Annotated in this window: 11 protein-coding genes; all 11 read left to right on the plus strand. The window is 47.0% G+C overall.

The genetic code is table 11. The features are described from left to right. Nucleotides 1-30: 30 nt before the first annotated feature. Nucleotides 31-1,605 (plus strand): helix-turn-helix domain-containing protein, encoded by a 1,575-nt coding sequence (locus tag AC2TF5_RS01740; RefSeq protein ID WP_491300578.1) that lies wholly within the window; start codon nt 31-33, stop codon nt 1,603-1,605. Continuing rightward, nucleotides 1,602-3,380: a sensor histidine kinase gene (locus AC2TF5_RS01745; RefSeq protein WP_491300579.1), complete on the plus strand. Its 1,779-nt coding sequence runs from the start codon at nt 1,602-1,604 to the stop codon at nt 3,378-3,380. Before AC2TF5_RS01740 ends, AC2TF5_RS01745 begins: the two co-directional genes overlap by 4 nt. A 192-nt stretch (nt 3,381-3,572) precedes the next feature. After that, on the plus strand, nt 3,573-4,808 hold the full coding sequence (locus tag AC2TF5_RS01750) for an MFS transporter (protein ID WP_491300580.1): 1,236 nt from the start codon (nt 3,573-3,575) through the stop codon (nt 4,806-4,808). Nucleotides 4,809-5,266: 458 nt separating this feature from the next. Next, complete coding sequence (locus tag AC2TF5_RS01755; protein WP_491300581.1) at nt 5,267-6,520, plus strand: sugar ABC transporter substrate-binding protein; 1,254 nt, start codon at nt 5,267-5,269, stop codon at nt 6,518-6,520. 105 nt (nt 6,521-6,625) lie between these two features. Further along, nucleotides 6,626-7,531, plus strand: a complete 906-nt coding sequence (locus AC2TF5_RS01760) for a carbohydrate ABC transporter permease (protein ID WP_491300582.1) — start codon at nt 6,626-6,628, stop codon at nt 7,529-7,531. A 43-nt stretch (nt 7,532-7,574) separates the two neighbouring features. Continuing rightward, the gene (locus AC2TF5_RS01765; RefSeq protein WP_491300583.1) at nt 7,575-8,393 is read left to right on the plus strand and encodes a carbohydrate ABC transporter permease; all 819 of its coding nucleotides are present in this window, start codon (nt 7,575-7,577) and stop codon (nt 8,391-8,393) included. A 42-nt stretch (nt 8,394-8,435) separates the two neighbouring features. Beyond that, a complete protein-coding gene (locus AC2TF5_RS01770; RefSeq protein ID WP_491300584.1) occupies nt 8,436-9,425 on the plus strand; it encodes a LacI family DNA-binding transcriptional regulator in 990 nt (329 codons plus the stop codon). 41 nt (nt 9,426-9,466) lie between these two features. Further along, nucleotides 9,467-10,228: an alpha/beta hydrolase gene (locus tag AC2TF5_RS01775; RefSeq protein ID WP_491300585.1), complete on the plus strand. Its 762-nt coding sequence runs from the start codon at nt 9,467-9,469 to the stop codon at nt 10,226-10,228. Nucleotides 10,229-10,468: 240 nt separating this feature from the next. Continuing rightward, complete coding sequence (gene bglX, locus AC2TF5_RS01780) at nt 10,469-12,598, plus strand: beta-glucosidase BglX (protein WP_491302780.1); 2,130 nt, start codon at nt 10,469-10,471, stop codon at nt 12,596-12,598. A gap of 39 nt (nt 12,599-12,637) precedes the next feature. Then, a complete protein-coding gene (locus AC2TF5_RS01785; RefSeq protein WP_491300586.1) occupies nt 12,638-16,015 on the plus strand; it encodes a GH36-type glycosyl hydrolase domain-containing protein in 3,378 nt (1,125 codons plus the stop codon). 70 nt (nt 16,016-16,085) lie between these two features. After that, the gene (locus tag AC2TF5_RS01790; RefSeq protein ID WP_491300587.1) at nt 16,086-16,580 is read left to right on the plus strand and encodes a GNAT family N-acetyltransferase; all 495 of its coding nucleotides are present in this window, start codon (nt 16,086-16,088) and stop codon (nt 16,578-16,580) included. Nucleotides 16,581-16,694 lie beyond the last annotated feature (114 nt).

A 16,694-nucleotide genomic window follows, 5' to 3' on the forward strand; every position in this document is an offset into this window, starting at 1 on the left:
AGGCTCTGATAATGATCTGGGAGGAATTCCATGTACAAGGTGCTGCTGGTGGATGATGAAGAACTCGACTTGGAAGGGATGAAGAGATTCATTCCTTGGTCCGATCTGGGCATGGAAGTGAAAGGAAGCGTAAACAATGCACTGTCGGCTTGTGAAATTATGGAGAAGGAAACGATCGACATTTTAGTCAGCGACGTCAATATGCCCTACATGTCCGGACTTGAGCTTGCGCGCATTGCGCTTGAACGCAAACCTAATATACGGATTATATTCGTCAGTGGATATCAGGAATTCAGCTATGTACAGCAAGCGTTGTCCTTGAAGGCGTACAGCTATGTATTAAAACCGATGAATGACAGCGAGCTGGTTTCTTCATTGCTCAAGGTAAAGCGGGATTTGGATGAAGAAATCAAGCAGCGTGAGGTGGAGATGGCGTATCATGAGATGATCCCCATCGTCAAAAGCGATATTCTCATTCGTCTGCTCGAAAGGGAGGAATCAGAGGAATCGTTATCCAAGATAGCGGTGTCTTATGGATTCGATCAGATGAATTGGCCGATTCGCGTAGCGGTGATGGAACTAGATAATTTGCCATGGAGACAGGCAGGGGACTTTACTTCGCAACGGAAAATGTCAAGGATATTTCTGCAGCAAATTCACGAGAGTATGACCGGTCTCGGCATGATCCCCTACTGCAAGTTTTCTTCTCAACGAATTGCGTTATTACTTGAAGACGATTCAGCCAATCGTATGGTAAATACATTGACCGAAAGAGTACAGCAGCATCTATCGTCATCGATTACAACGGGAATTGGGGAACCTGTGCACGCGATGGATCAGTTACAAATGTCCTACCGGCAGGCTTTGGAAGCAGTTGAAGGGAAGATGTTCCTGGGTAAGGGAAGTGTGATCAAGTACGAGGATGTAAGTACAGAACCGGGGATGCTTGATGCACGTATGCTTGAGGAACGGATGCACGCCCTTTTGAACGCGATGGAGGGGTACGAACTTGTTCAAATCTGTGATGAGCTCGAAAAATTATTCGGAACGATAACGAGTCTTCGCTCCCGATTTACCGTTCATAATATGTCCAACTATATTATTTGGAAGCTGGATCAGTATTTAAGCAGTAGGAATGAAGACTTGTTTGAGCTACTGGGCATGGAAATTCACCATCTGGATATTTTGATGAAATTCGAAACCGTCAGTGATATACGTTCATGGTTTAGACAGCGTATGTTTGAAATTTCCGAGAGGCTGTATGAGAAAACCAATTCGAAGGACAGCAAATTCATTCGAAATGTTATCAACACCATGAAAGAGCGAATGAGTGAGAATATTACGATTAAAGATATCGCGCAGCATTTTTCTTTTTCGCCCAGTCACATTGGCTTTCTGATCAAGGAGAAGTCAGGAAATACCTTTAATGAATTGCTTGTGCAGCTCCGGATGGAAAAGGCGTGTGAGCTGTTAAGACAGCCCGGAATGAAAATCTATGAAGTGGCAGATCAGGTAGGGTACCGGTATCTTCCATATTTCAGCAGGCAATTCAAGGAGAAGTTCGGTATGACTCCGATGGAATATCGAAAGAGAGAGAATGAATGATTAAGCGCTGGATACCATCAGTCAGAGCCGATAAAAAGAGGCTGGGATACATACCGATCGGGTATAAACTGATACTGACTTTTTTAATATTTATATTGTTACTGGTTTCGGTAAACTTCTATATATCCCACTCTATGTATGACGCCACAATGCGTAAGCAGACCCGTATGAACATCCAGGGAACGTTGATGCAGATACGTGATAATGTGGCCTATAAAGTCGATGATATCGTTCAAACGTCCGCTACACTCTACGACGATCAAACCCTGATCCAGAGTATTCGGCGGAAGGAGACTGGCTTAGATAATTATAATCGAATGACTAAGGTGATTATACCGAAGCTGGAGAGTGCCTCGAAAGCCGTGGGATTAAATTTAAGGCTGTCTGTCTATTTTCATAATGAAACGATCGATCAAAAATACCAGATATGGGAAAAGAAAAATAAACAAGACTTTGCCGAGCAAACGTTTGATGTTTATCATATGAAGCATATCATTAATAAGTTCTGGTATTTTACGCTGCCGAAAGAAAGATATAACGTGACGATGTTGTGGAGACAGGTCGAAGAGGATGAGAGGGATGAACGTATCTCGCTGATTCGCCGTATAGTTGACATGAACAACCCGCTTGAAATCGAGGAAGTAGGGATCATGCGGTTCAGTGTACGTATCTCGGAGTTGTTCGAAAGTGTCGACTACACAAAGCTTGGGGAAGGCAGCGTGCTGTCGGTGGTGGACCCTGTCGGGAATGTCGTATTTACTTCAGGAAAAGCGATTGAAGAAGATAAACAGAACTATTTGGCGATTGAAGAGAGTCTGCCACAGCAAAATTGGAAGATCGTTGCGCAAGTTCCGCTTAACATTATCGAACAGGAAGCCAAGCGGGTTCGTACCGTTTTTATTATTATTTGTATACTGTGTGTGGTTCTCTTTACATATGCGGGATTTTTAGTTTCTCAGTATTTTTCCAAACGAATTATGAAAATTGTATCGGTGCTTAATTCATTTCGTGAAGGGGATCTGCATAAACGGATTACGTACCGTGGAAAGGGAGAGTTCCCTCAGATTGCCAATGCTCTGAACGCAATGGGCGAGGATATCGAAGCGTTAATCAATAAAGTGTATCTAACCCAGCTGCAAAAGAAGGAAGCGGAGCTTGAAATGCTGCAATCGCAGATTAATCCTCATTTTTTGTACAATACGTTGTCGTCTATTAACCAGCTTGCAAAATTCGGTGAAAACGAAAAACTTCAGAACATGGTTGTGCAGTTGGCGCAATTTTATCGTCTTACTTTGAATTCAGGAAAAACGATGATTCCGATTGCGGCAGAGATTGAGCAGGCAATTGCTTATCTGGATATCCAAAAGGTGAAATACGGCCAACGTATGGAAGTGAGCTTCGATATTGATGCGGATATATGGTCTTACGAAACGGTAAAGCTGATTTTACAGCCTTTTATCGAAAATGTGCTGAAACATGCCTGGAGCGGGGATCGGATTCATATTCGAATCTCTGTAATGAAGGAAGGCGACTCCATCGTATACCGAATCATTGATGATGGCCTGGGCATGAAGCAGGAGAGAATTGATGAAATATTTGATCCTCGAGATGATAGTCACATGGGTTGCGGTATTCGAAATATCGATCAACGCGTGAAGCTGCATTACGGCAGTGAGTATGGCGTATCTATCTTCAGCCGGGTTGGGATCGGTACCTCTGTGCAAATCCGTATACCGGTAAGAAGGCGGAATCTACAGAGTAGAAACAAAGAATAACAACACTCGAAGACTTCCCGACTTGTTGTAGCTAAGGTAAAGCGTCACTGAAAGAACTTGCTTGAGACGCTAAATTGAGCAATACTATATTTCTAGGCCGAGACTAATTTTTTTCTTATACGAAAAATAGAAAAGCCCATTAGGGCTTTTTGTTTTGTAGAGATTAATTCTTACGAGTTACGGGAGTGACAGATGAAATTTTTACAGCAGTATCCTAAAGAAGTAAGGGGTTTTCTCGTAGCAAGCCTCGTCAATTCCGCCGGCGGTTCACTCATGTGGCCGCTGACAACGATGTATGTGTTCGACGAGCTCGGACGCAGTATGCAGGACGCGGGGCTTGTTATTTTGCTACAGTCTGTGGGCGGTATAGCCGGACAATTGTTAGGCGGTGCGCTGTATCACCGGATCGGTGTAAAAAGGCTGATCGTCGGTTCGTTGGCGCTGAATGCGCTTGGACTGTTCTCGCTGCCGTTTATTAACGGCTTCTGGCCTCTGCTGCTCCCGATGATGTTGTTTATCGGTTTTTGCAACGCGGTATCCTTGCCAGCGATCCAGGCATTTATCGGTTTCCGATTTGCCGACCGTCGAGGAGAGCTGTTTAACGTTATTTATGTGGCTAATAACATAGGGATTGCGCTGGGGACTGCCATGAGCGGTTTCCTGGCCGAAATTTCGTACCATTTGAGCTTTGTGGCGAACGGATTGACTTCAGTAGGCTTTGCAATCTTCTTCTTATCCTACCTAACTCGTCTCGATGGACGGGAGGAAAAAGGGGAGGGGAAAGGTCATCATCCGAAGGTGAAGACACCGCTGCCAGCAGGACCTGGTGCATGGGCGCTTTTGGGGAACATCCGGATATACTTGTTCATGGGTTTTGGGTCGCTCTTTATGTGGTTTGGTATGTCGGTATGGAATACCGGTGTATCGCCGCATATCATTTCAGAGGGGATGTCCAAGACCGCCTTCAGTTACTTGTGGACACTTAACGGCATTCTCATCTTTGCTGCCCAGCCGCTGATCACACTCATCAAGCGTTGGTTCGCCCGTACCGAAACGATGCAGATGACGATAAGTGCATTATTTTATTTTGCGGCATATATAGTCATTGCTGTGGTGAACAACTACCCGGGCTTTATACTGGCTATGGTGCTTGCGACACTTGGTGAAATGCTAATCTCACCAGCGATTCCCGCATTCATTGCGGACCGTGCCGGAAATGCCGCCCCATTCTACATTGGAGTGGCTGGCGGTGTGGGCTCGGCCGGAAGGGTTATCGGGCCTTACGCCATGGGCACGCTTTATGATGGCGGAGGACTGACACCGGTAGCCTGGTTGGCTGTGGGAACGGCGGTGATGTCGTTCTTGTCATTTATTATTCATGCACGGCTTAGTAAGGGCAGTCCAGTGTACGAGAGCATTTCCGCATAAAAGTACAAGTTATTCGAACGCTTTAACTACTTCAGGAGATAGAGAAACATACATGGTTATGAGAGCAGCAGGCACAAATAAGAGCCTGCTGCTTTTGTAATTTGTGCAAACGATGTAAAACCAGATGTCAAAAAAAGACTTTAAAAAATTAAAAAAAGTATATTGAAATCGCTCTCAGGGGGCGCTATAATGAACCTGTCGAAACGTTTCAAAACATAACACAATTATTTAAGTTATCAAGCAATCAACTAGAACATAACATCATCTCCATGAGCACCTGCATACGTAGATAAAGCATGAGAAGGTGCTTGATACAAGCAATAAAGGGACAAAAGGATTATAAATCAACTGATTATCCGGAGTCTTTATTTTTTCGAACAAAATCGAAACGTTTCGAAGTAAGTGCTTTCAAATTACTTTTTACAGGCAGGTAAATAAAAAAACGGGGTGAATGTAGAATGAAAAAGAAATCATTATCGCTGATCTTAGCAGCACTGCTTATGTTCTCAGTCGTATTAGCCGGATGTGGTTCGAAGGAATCTGATAGTTCTTCTGGCGGAGAAGGCGGAGGCAAGGACAAGGAATTGAAGGTTTGGCTTATGGGCGACGAAACAGATAAGACCTTGATTAATGAATTTGAAGAGAAGAATCCAGGAATTAAGGTGAGTGTTCAATCCATTCCTTGGGGCAGCGCGCACGATAAACTTCTTACAGCAGTTGCATCCAAAAGCGGACCCGATGTCGTACAGATGGGCACAACCTGGATTCCGGAATTTGCAGGAGCCGGAGCTCTGCTGGATCTGACGCCATATTTGGAGAAATACCCGAGTTTGAAACAAGAGAATTATTTTGACGGCGCCGTAGAAACGATGAGTTTCGATGGCAAGGTTGTCGGTATTCCGTATTACGTGGAAACACGCACACTGTTCTACCGTACAGACATTTTGGCTGAAGTCGGCTATCCGGAAGGTCCGAAGACTTGGGATGATATGAAGGATGCGGGTAAAAAGCTGGCAGCTAGAGGAGAAGGCAACTACGCTATAACGATCGATGCTAAAGATATGAACTATCTGTCCATGTTTGCTTGGCAGAATGGAAGCGTAATGATTGATGAGAACCGCACGCCTCACTTTAACGAACCGGAATTTATGGGAGCTATGGAATATCTGAAGAGCTTCTATGATGATGGAATGACACCGCTGCACAGCGACCTGGATCTGTTTGCAGCATTTAAAGACGGACAGTTTCCGATGTTTATCAGCGGTCCTTGGATGATTCAAGGTGTTAAAGATAAAGCGCCTGAGATTGAAGGCAAATGGGCTACCACAACACTTCCAGCCAAAGAAAACAATTCATCATTCCTCGGTGGCGCAAACATGTCTGTATTCAGCACTACCAAGAACGCAGAAGAAGCTGTTAAATTCATCGACTTCGTGAGTCAAAAAGAAACGCAGCTGAAAAACTACGATATATCCAAAAACCTGCCTGCTGTTAAGAGTGCATGGGAGGACGCGCGATTTGAAGATCCGATCATCGCTACATTTGGTAAGCAATTGGAAAGCGCCAAACCAGTTCCGTTCATTAAAGAATGGGATGCCATTTCCCAAGAGGCAATTTCAGCCTTTGAGAGAGTTACCGTTGGCGGTGCTGACATTAAGACAGAAATGGATCAGTTGAACACGAAGGCTACTGAGCTATTGTCGAAGAAATAAAAATTAGTGTTACGCAGCCCGGCTTGTTTCGTCATAGGACGAAACAGGCCTGACTGCATCAAGGAGAGTTACGTGTTACCGGAAACCTACACTTACAGGAGGTGAATGACATTGCAGAACTTTATCAAGCGCTTTAACAAGTATAAGTACCCTTATATGTTCATTGCGCCCGCGATTCTGCTGCTTTTGACGTTCTCGATCATTCCTATCATCATTGCACTGGTCATCAGTTTCACGAATATTGACCTTGCTGGTCTGGCAGATTACTCAAACATTCAAGGCGTCGGCTTCGACAATTTTATTAATGTTTTTAAAGATCCGGTTTTCCTGAAATCCGTTTATAACACTTTGTTCTATGTTATTATCGGGGTGCCGCTCGTTGTACTGCTTGCCATGAGCGCTGCACTACTGCTTAACTACGGTACGGGATGGTTGTTTAAGACGTTCCGTGTTGTCTATTATATGCCTTCCATTACGAACATCGTGGCGGTCGCGGTTGTTTGGGGTTACTTATACAACAGCCATTATGGCCTCTTTAACTATATATTGTCCTTGGTTGGAATTCCGGCACAGCAGTGGCTGACCGATCCGACACTTGCGAAGCTGTCACTCATATTGTTGGCGGTCTGGAAATCTATCGGTTTAAACATGATTATTTTCCTTGCTGCACTGCAGGGTATCCCGCGTTCTTATTATGAAGCTGCGGAGATCGACGGTGCGAACAAGCGGCAGAAACTTTTCTTTATTACAGTACCGCTGCTTAGCTTTGCAACCTTCTTTGTAACGATTACAACGCTGATTGGCTGGATTCAATTCTTCGAAGAGCCGCTGGTCATGACAAAAGGCGGCCCGCTCAACGCAACGATGTCGATGGCGCTATTCATTTACAACAACGGCTTCCAGCTCAGCAATTTCGGCTATGCGGCCGCAGGATCATTTGTGCTCTTCATCATTCTCATTATCACGACGATGGCGCAATTCGCCTTGAAGAAAAAAGATGTTGAGTATTAAGTCACGCGGGAAAACCGTATCGTAACCGAAGGAGGTATAGAGCATGGCATCTAAAAGAATAGAAAAAACACTCATGACGGCTCTGCTCATTGCAGGAGGATTACTGATGATGATCCCATTTATCTGGATGATCACTTCCTCATTCAAGCCGGAAAATGAATTTACGGCGATTCCGCCGACACTCTTTCCGAAAGATTTTACCATTCAGAATTATGTGAATTTATTTGTGAAGTTGGACTTTTTGGTTTACCTCAGAAATACACTTATTATCGTGTTTTTTGGGTTCGTTGGCTTGATGCTCAATGCGATTGCAGGGTATGCATTCGCCAAGTTCGAGTTTCCGGGTAATAAAAAATTGTTTTACCTCGTGCTTGCAACGATGATGATTCCGGGGCAGGTAACGATGATACCTGTTTACCTGATTATTAATGCAATGGGTTTGACGAACACGATGGCAGGCATTGTGCTGCCGGGTCTGGTTGGAGCCTTCGGTATTTTTCTGTTCCGTCAGTTTATGACGACGATTCCGATGGACCTAATCGAGGCAGCCCGACTGGATGGAGCAGGAGAGCTGCGGATATTTTTCCGGCTTATTGTCCCGATCACCAAACCGGTATTTGCGGTACAAGGGATATTGACTTTTATCGGCGCCTGGAACAGCTTTTTGTGGCCGCTCATTATGGCGAACGATCAATCTCTTTATACGCTTTCCGTCGGCTTGCAGCTTCTTAAAGGCCAGCACGGTAGTGATTTCGGTTTGCAAATGGCAGGTGCGGCATTTATGGTCGTACCGATCATTATCATTTTTTCTTTTTTCCAAAAGCACATTATAGAAGGATATACGATCTCCGGTATGAAATAACAATAGATAGAGTTTTTCTTGGAATAGAAGGGGCGGAATGAAATGGCAACGATAAAGGATGTGGCGAAGCTCGCTGGGGTTGCATTGTCGACTGCTTCGTATGCGTTAAGCGGCGATAGCAGGGTGAGTGCCAAGACAAGATCAAAGGTGCTGGAGGCGGCAAGGCAGCTGAATTACCGGAAAAACGGTTTTGCCATGGATTTGAAGCGTAGCCGCACAAAGACAATCGCTCTCATTTTGACCGATCTTTCCGGACCGTATTACTCAGAGTTGATCCGTAGTGTTCAAGAGGTGGCATTGACCAATGGTTATGATCTGATTGCCTGCAGTTCTATGGGCGGCAGAGATTCCACGGCAGTCAAGTTTTTGCAGGAGAAGCGGGCAGACGGTGCAATCATACTTGCGCCTAACATTCGTGACGAAGTGTTAATAGAGACATCTGGACCCCGCTTTCCGATTGTTGTGATGGATCGGGAAATATCCAGCGAATATTTGGTCAATGTCCTTGTAGACGGTGAGCAGGGCGGTTATACCGCTACTCGCCACCTGATTGAGGCTGGTCACAGAAGTGTTGCTTATATTAGCGGTCCGACTAACTCGTACGACAGTCAACTTCGCTATCAGGGGTATTTGCGGGCGCTGTCGGAAGCGGGTTTGGAAGAGCAGTCGAAATGGAGGCTCAACGGCAATTTCGTGCGAGAGGGTGGCTATAATGCCACTAAAATGATGATTATGCAGGGGTCGCTTCCGTCAGCAGTGTTTTACGGTAATGACGAGATGGCGATCGGGGGACTGAAGGCATTTGAGGAAAGTGGCATATCGGTGCCGGGAGATGTATCCGTCATCGGATTCGATGACATTCAAATCGCCGAATATGTGAATCCGCCGCTAACCACGATTCGTCAGCCTAAGAGTGAGGCGGGATCACTAGCCGCGCATTTGCTCTTTCAGATACTGAGCGGTGAAGAAGTGAACAAGGCGTATATGCTGACAACTGAAATGATGGAGCGCGGCTCTGTAGGTAACAAATAAAGTTCTGATAAGCAAAGTACCGGACAGGGAGATGAAAAGGCATGGCATGGATAACTTGTGACTTTTATGCAGAGACACTTGGACTTTCTACGAGTATATATGTTTTCTTACCGCAGTCAGGCTTAGATCCATCCTGCCATTCTTCCAAGCTGCCGGTGCTGTATTTACTGCACGGCCGGGGAGCTGATCATACGGAGTGGATGCGGAAATCGTCCATTGAGCGGTATGCTGAGCGAAAGGGCATTGCACTGGTTATGCCAGGTGTTGGACGAAGCTATTATATGGATATGGCGAATGGATTGCCGTACTTTACATTTCTTAGCGAGGAGCTTCCTCAACTCGTTCAGTCATTCTTTCCGGTATCTGGCCGAAGAGAAGACACCTTTGTGGCTGGAATCTCGATGGGAGGGTATGGTGCATTTAAGTTAGCCCTGAGTTTCCCGGAGCGTTATGCGGCGGGAGCAAGCTTGTCGGGTGGGTTGGATCTTGCTAATCGTGCTGCTGGACCGGGCTTTAAGGAGTCTGAAATCCGCACAATCTTTGGTAGTATTGAGAGGTTGAAAGGCAGCCGTGACGATCTGTTCTTCTTGGCCGGGGAATTCGCGATATATGAAGGGAATAAACCGAAGCTGTATCAGTGCTGCGGAACGGAAGATTTCTTGTATCATGATAATCAAACCTTCCGCCAGTATACGGAAAACCTGGGGATTGAGATGACTTATGAGGAAGAACCGGGTGGACATGAATGGGGATACTGGGACTACAAAATTCAGCGTGTGCTGGATTGGCTACCCCTGCCCTGATTTTTTGCGTTCAGATTTTGTGAAACGTTTCGATTATATGGAATATAAAGGCCTTTTAATATCAGGTATTTTGATGGGTTAATTTTGAGGTAAAATGCTTTCAGGTCTGTATATTTTTCGTTTTTTTAGAGTTTGGTGTTTTTTATCGAAACGTTTCTAATTTTAGTTTGTATTGTCCTATCAAGGACAGAAGGAGGATGAGGAGTGGCAGATCAACAACTGATTTCTCTTGTAGAGCAGATGACACTGGAGGAGAAAATTGCGCAGCTTATGCAGCTGGCCGTTCCTTTTTTCGAAGGAGCTGAAGAATCCGGGCAGATTACAGGACCGATGGAGTCGCTCGGCATAACGGATGAAATGGTGCGAAATAGCGGCTCTGTGCTCGGTTTGGCGGGCGCGGAGGAGGTCATAGCTGTTCAGGAGGCCCATCTGCGTAACAACAGACTGGGTATCCCGCTGCTGATCATGGCGGATATCGTTCACGGTTTTAAGACCATTTTTCCGGTTCCGATGGCAATGGGATGCTCATGGGATCCGGGACTAGCAGAGCAAAGTGCGGAAATTGCTGCTCGTGAAGCTTCAGTATCCGGTCTTCATGTAACGTTTGCGCCGATGGTTGACTTGGTACGTGATCCCCGATGGGGACGTGTGATGGAATCCACTGGTGAAGATCCGTATTTGAACAGTGAATTTGCCCGAGCTTTTGTCAGAGGATTTCAGGGAGATGACCTTAGCGGTGATGTTCACCGGTTAGCAGCTTGCGTGAAGCATTTTGCCGCTTACGGAGCAGCTGAGGGCGGTCGCGACTACAATACGGTGGATATGTCAGAACGGCAGCTGCGGGAGTATTACTTGCCTGCTTACAAGGCAGCGCTGGATGAGGGCTGCGAGATGGTGATGACAGCCTTTAATACGGTGCATGGGGTTCCAGCTACGGGCAATAAACGATTGATGCGTGATCTGCTGCGCAGCGAATGGGGTTTTGACGGTGTGCTGATCTCCGATTGGGGAGCGGTAAAAGAGCTGATCCCTCACGGGGTAGCCGAGGACGAGGCAGAGGCAGCACTTAAGGCGATTCAAGCGGGTGTGGATATAGAAATGATGACATCTTGCTATATTCACCATTTGCCGGAGCTTGTAAGTGCAGGAAAGGTAGAAGAGAGCCTTATTGATGAAGCCGTGCTGCGTATTCTGTCCTTGAAAAAACGACTCGGGCTGTTTGAACGTCCGATGAGAGGGGCAGATCCCGTAGCGGAGCGGGAGCTCGTATTCTGTGATGAGCATCGTCAGGTGGCACGTGAGGCCGCAGCCAAATCTTGTATTTTGCTGAAAAATAACTCTGTTCTACCGCTGCAGTCTAAGCAGCGTGTCGCATTGATCGGTCCTTTTGCAACAAGCGGAGATATTCTGGGCCCATGGTCATGGACGGGCTCGAAAGAAGATGCGGTGACTGTTGAACAGGGACTTCGGTCTAAGCTGTCTTCCGGTGGGCTCATAACAGCCGAAGGCTGCGGAGTGAGCTCTATAACTGAGCAACAGTTGGATGAGGCGTTGAAGGTCGCCAAGGAATCCGACGTTATCGTGCTTGCGCTGGGCGAAGATTCCGAGATGAGTGGAGAAGCGGGCTGCCGCGCATTCATTACACTGCCGGAGCCGCAGCTTGAGTTGATTAAGCGTCTCAAACCGCTGCAGAAGCCGACGGTTGTCGTTCTGTTCAATGGCCGGCCGCTGGACTTGCACGGTGTATTGGATGAGGCGGATGCGGTACTGGAAGCCTGGTATCCGGGAAGTGAAGGTGGAGCGGCTGTAGCTGAACTTTTGACAGGAGAAGTGAATCCGTCAGGCCGTCTTAGCATGTCGTTCCCTTATTCAGTTGGACAGGTGCCGGTATATTATAACCACTTTAACACCGGACGTCCGAAAGACGCTCCAGACGCCCAGGAACGCTATGTATCGCAGTATTTGGACATCCCGAATGAGCCGCTGCTGCCGTTTGGATTTGGCCTCAGCTATACGGATTTTAGTTACGGGGAAATGACGCTGTCGGCTGAAGAGATGTCGCCGGATGAGCCTCTTGAAATTACAGTCCCTGTCACGAACGCCGGAGATAAGGCCGGTGAAGAGGTGGTGCAGCTGTATATCCGTGATATGTCAGGCGAGGTCGTTAGACCCCTCAAGGAGCTGAAAGATTTTCGCAAGATACTGCTGCAGCCGGGCGAACAACAGAATGTAGCATTTACTCTGACGGAAGAACAGCTTCGATATCACCATTCGGATCTATCCTTCGAAAGTGATGCGGGACAGTTCTGTATCATGGTTGGAAGGAACAGTCAGGATACAGAGACACGATATTTTCGACTTCGGAAATAGCAATAAAGTCATATATTTTTACAGATAGGAAGTGAAACGATGACAGCCAAGATTGAAAAGAGAGATTCTAAAATAGTGCTTCAGGCAGGAGATTTGACGTTTTCGTTTTTGCCAAGTGGTGATCTTTATCAGGCGTTCTATGGCAGTATGATGATTAACCAGCTGCTCACGAATCCGATTGACGGTGCCATCAGCAATTTGTTTTTAAGAATTCATACCCCGGACGGCATTGAAGCTGTTCCGCTTCTTGGTGTGCATTCGAACAGCCTTGTCACTCTTCTGGATAACCGGATGATGTGGGAAGGAAGCGCTAGCGGTGTTGCCTACAAGGTTTTGTTCACCCCAACAGACAGCGGTATATGGTTCTGGGATGTTGAGCTTCAAGGGGAAGGGATTCAGGCCGACCTTATGTATGGGCAGGATATCGGGATCGCACATCCGGGCGCAGTTCGGACCAATGAAGCGTATCTGTCCCAGTATATCGACCATGCCGTGTTTGAACAGGAAAAGAACGGATACGTTATCTGTTCCCGTCAAAACCAGCCGCAAGGCGGTGTATTCCCATACCTACAACAAGGCTCGCTTACCCAGGCGGTCGGTTACGCAACAGACGGCTTTCAGTTTTTCGGCCTTTCTTACAAAGAGACAAATAAGGCAGAAGCTCTGTATAAGGAAAGCTTGGCAAATGAAGTGTATCAATATGAGTTCGCTTATACCGCTCTGCAGTCACCGTGCGTAAAGCTTGATGGCTCGTCCCGATTCGTTTTTTACGGAATGTATAAAGACAATCACCCGGATGCTGTCACATCACTGGAATTCCAGGATGAGCTTCAGGCCGTATGGCAGCAGGTTGAATCACAGCGCATCACAAACGCTGGTGAGAAGCTCCCGCGTGTGGAGCATTCATCAATCTTGGGAGATCACCTGCGTACATTGCCTATGACGGAAGATGAGTTGAAGGTCTTGTTCCCTGTGCGCCGACAGGAGGAGCGGGATGGGGAGGAGCTACTTTCATTTTTCACGGATACCTATGAACATATCGTCCTGAAGGAAAAAGAGCTTCGCGTTGAACGTCCGCACGGTCATATCCTGATGAGCGGCAATAACGTGTCACTTGGCAGTCCTGTGATCACGACAACCTCTTATATGTACGGCTTGTTTAATTCCCAACTCGTGATCGGTAACACCAATTTCAACAAAATGATGAGCAACGCCCGGAATGCACTTAATGTGCACAAAACGTCCGGACAGCGGATCTATGTTGAGATCGATGGGAAGTATCGTCTGCTGACCATGCCATCTCTGTTCGAGATCGGCTTTAATTACGTGCGGTGGTACTATAAGACCGAAGATGACATGCTCGTGATTACAAACTTTACGGCTTCAACATCACTGGAGGTGACACTACAGGTTCGTTCCGAAAGCGGAAGAGCTTACCGTTATCTGGTGACTAATCAGATGACGATGCATGTCAATGAGTATGAGGTTCCTTATCATATGGCCCAGGAAGATGATGTGCTGATGTTCCGTGCAGATCATACTTCGCTCAGCGCATCCGTGTACCCGGATCTTCATTACCGCCTTCAGGTGACCGGAACAGACATGAATGTTACAGACGAGACACGACTGGCATGCAATGTATTACCGGGTAGTGCTTCCTTAACGGTATTAGAGCTTGGTGAAAGCGCCGATTGGACAATGACGATTCAGGGCAGCCTTCATAAAGATGCGGCTCCTTTGCAGGTACGCCAAGCCGATGAAGAAATAACAAGCTACCGCTCGTTCTACGCTTCCGTAATGAACGGGTTCAACCTGAGCTTTAAGGATGGTCATGATGACAGCTTGTTCAAGGTGAATGCTCTGGCCTGGTGGTATACACACAATATGCTCGTTCATTACTCGGTTCCGCACGGTCTGGAACAATACGGCGGCGCGGCTTGGGGAACACGCGATGTGTGCCAGGGACCTGTGGAATATTTTATGGCTACTCATAAATACGAGCAGGTACGGGATATTCTGTTTGAGGTGTATTCCCACCAATATGAAGATGACGGGAACTGGCCGCAGTGGTTCATGTTTGATAAGTATGCCGCTATTCAGCAGGAAGAGAGTCACGGAGACATCATCGTATGGCCACTGAAGGTGCTTGGCGATTATTTGGCAGTTACCCATGATTACAGCGTTCTGGAGCAGACCGTTCCTTATACTAGAAAACATAGCTTCGATTTCACGGAGGAGCGATATACCGTACTTGATCACGTGAAGAAGCAACTTGCATACATTCAAAATCATTTCCTGCATGATACACATCTGTCCTCTTATGGGGACGGAGACTGGGACGACACGCTTCAGCCAGCCAATGCCCAACTAAAACAGTACATGGTCAGCAGTTGGACTGTAGCCTTGACATATCAGACATTGAATCAGTTCTCCCGTGTCATGGAGAATGCCGACCCGGCAATGGCCCAGCATGTGAGAAGCCTGACGGAAGGAATACAGCGTGATTTCAACCGTTATATACTCAAGTCGGAAGTCATTCCCGGCTTTGTGTATATGGAAAGTCCGGAGCAGAGCAAGTTACTGCTTCATCCGACAGATCAGGAGACGGGAATTCAGTACCGTCTGCTGCCAATGACACGCGGTATGATCAGTGAGTTGTTAACGCCGGAGCAGGCGGAGAGTCATTATGAGATCATCCGTGAACAACTGTTCTGCCCGGATGGGGTAAGGCTGATGAACCGTCCTGCCGTGTATGCGGGCGGCGTCAGCACACACTTTAAGCGGGCGGAGCAGGCGGCGAATTTTGGCCGGGAGGTCGGTCTACAATACGTGCATGCGCACATCCGTTTTGTCGAAGCGATGGCAAAGCTCGGTAAGAGCAGTGAGGTATGGAGCGGGCTTGAGCGTATTAACCCGATCGGTATTACCGAGGTTGTGCCAAATGCGGAGCTGCGGCAGAGCAATGCTTACTTCAGCAGCTCGGACGGGAAGTTTAATACCCGTTATGAAGCTCAAGAGTCTTTTGATAAACTGCGCAGCGGTCATGTTCCTGTTAAAGGGGGATGGAAAATTTACTCCAGCGGCCCAGGGATCTACATGAACCAGCTGATCTCGAATGCGCTTGGCATCCGTGAAGCGGGAGGGGATTTGGTGATCGATCCGGTTCTGCCCCAATCGCTACATGGTCTTCAGTTCAAGTTCCAATATGCTGGAGTTCCAGTAACATTCAGCTATCATGTGGAAGGTGTTGAACAGTCCCGCGTCACGATTAACGGACAAGATGTGCATACTGATATGCTTCAGAACCGTTATCGTACAGGAGGCGTACGTATCTCAAGAGCCGATTTTAAGCGGCTAGCTGGGAACAGTATAAGTGGTTGTACCGTGGAAATTTACAGCGGGGTGCCTCAACAATAAATAATTCATTATGTAGTTGAAAATAGCTGATATAATAAAGAGGATTGTTATCGAAACGAGGGATGTGACGATGAGTATCAGTCTACAAACCGTGACGATCCGATTCTCCGAAATGAAGGATGCGGCTCTTCTTATGGAGCTGGACGATCTGGTATGGGACAGGAATACGGCACCCGAGCCGCTGCACTGGACCTCAAGGGATAACTACTTGCTGCACTGTCCGCCGGGATCTCAGCTCCTGGCTGTCAGCGGTGATGACGTATGTGGATATGTCGGATTCCGTGAACCGACAGGGCTTGAGAGTAACAGCCATGTGTACGAGCTGAATATTGCCACACATCCTTCGTATCAGCGTACCGGGATTGGGCGCCGGCTTATACAAGCAGTCAAGGATATGGCCCGGCTGGAGGGCAAGACTAAGCTCAGACTGCGGGTGCTTTCCTGCAACCCGGGCGCGATCACCTTTTACAAAGCGTGCGGATTTCAGGAAGAGGGCCGATTGGTTCAGGAATTTTTCGTGGATGGACGTTACGTGGACGATATATTAATGAGTTACTTCATATAATATTTCTGAGAATGGCCCGGCATATTGCCGGGCTTTTTCTTCCTCTATTTTGGCTGGACAATGCCTTTGTGTCTGCACTATAGTTAATCAAAAGAAAAGACGGAGGGATTCTTC

The organism is Paenibacillus sp. JNUCC 34, from assembly GCF_058269055.1.

Bases quoted from the DNA above. Each gene is read 5' to 3' on its own strand.
- AC2TF5_RS01740 (WP_491300578.1), top strand. From the start codon at position 31: ATGTACAAGGTGCTGCTGGTGGATGATGAAGAACTCGACTTGGAAGGG.
- AC2TF5_RS01745 (WP_491300579.1), top strand. From the start codon at position 1,602: ATGATTAAGCGCTGGATACCATCAGTCAGAGCCGATAAAAAGAGGCTG.
- AC2TF5_RS01750 (WP_491300580.1), top strand. From the start codon at position 3,573: ATGAAATTTTTACAGCAGTATCCTAAAGAAGTAAGGGGTTTTCTCGTA.
- AC2TF5_RS01755 (WP_491300581.1), top strand. From the start codon at position 5,267: ATGAAAAAGAAATCATTATCGCTGATCTTAGCAGCACTGCTTATGTTC.
- AC2TF5_RS01760 (WP_491300582.1), top strand. From the start codon at position 6,626: ATGACATTGCAGAACTTTATCAAGCGCTTTAACAAGTATAAGTACCCT.
- AC2TF5_RS01765 (WP_491300583.1), top strand. From the start codon at position 7,575: ATGGCATCTAAAAGAATAGAAAAAACACTCATGACGGCTCTGCTCATT.
- AC2TF5_RS01770 (WP_491300584.1), top strand. From the start codon at position 8,436: ATGGCAACGATAAAGGATGTGGCGAAGCTCGCTGGGGTTGCATTGTCG.
- AC2TF5_RS01775 (WP_491300585.1), top strand. From the start codon at position 9,467: ATGGCATGGATAACTTGTGACTTTTATGCAGAGACACTTGGACTTTCT.
- bglX (WP_491302780.1), top strand. From the start codon at position 10,469: ATGACACTGGAGGAGAAAATTGCGCAGCTTATGCAGCTGGCCGTTCCT.
- AC2TF5_RS01785 (WP_491300586.1), top strand. From the start codon at position 12,638: ATGACAGCCAAGATTGAAAAGAGAGATTCTAAAATAGTGCTTCAGGCA.
- AC2TF5_RS01790 (WP_491300587.1), top strand. From the start codon at position 16,086: ATGAGTATCAGTCTACAAACCGTGACGATCCGATTCTCCGAAATGAAG.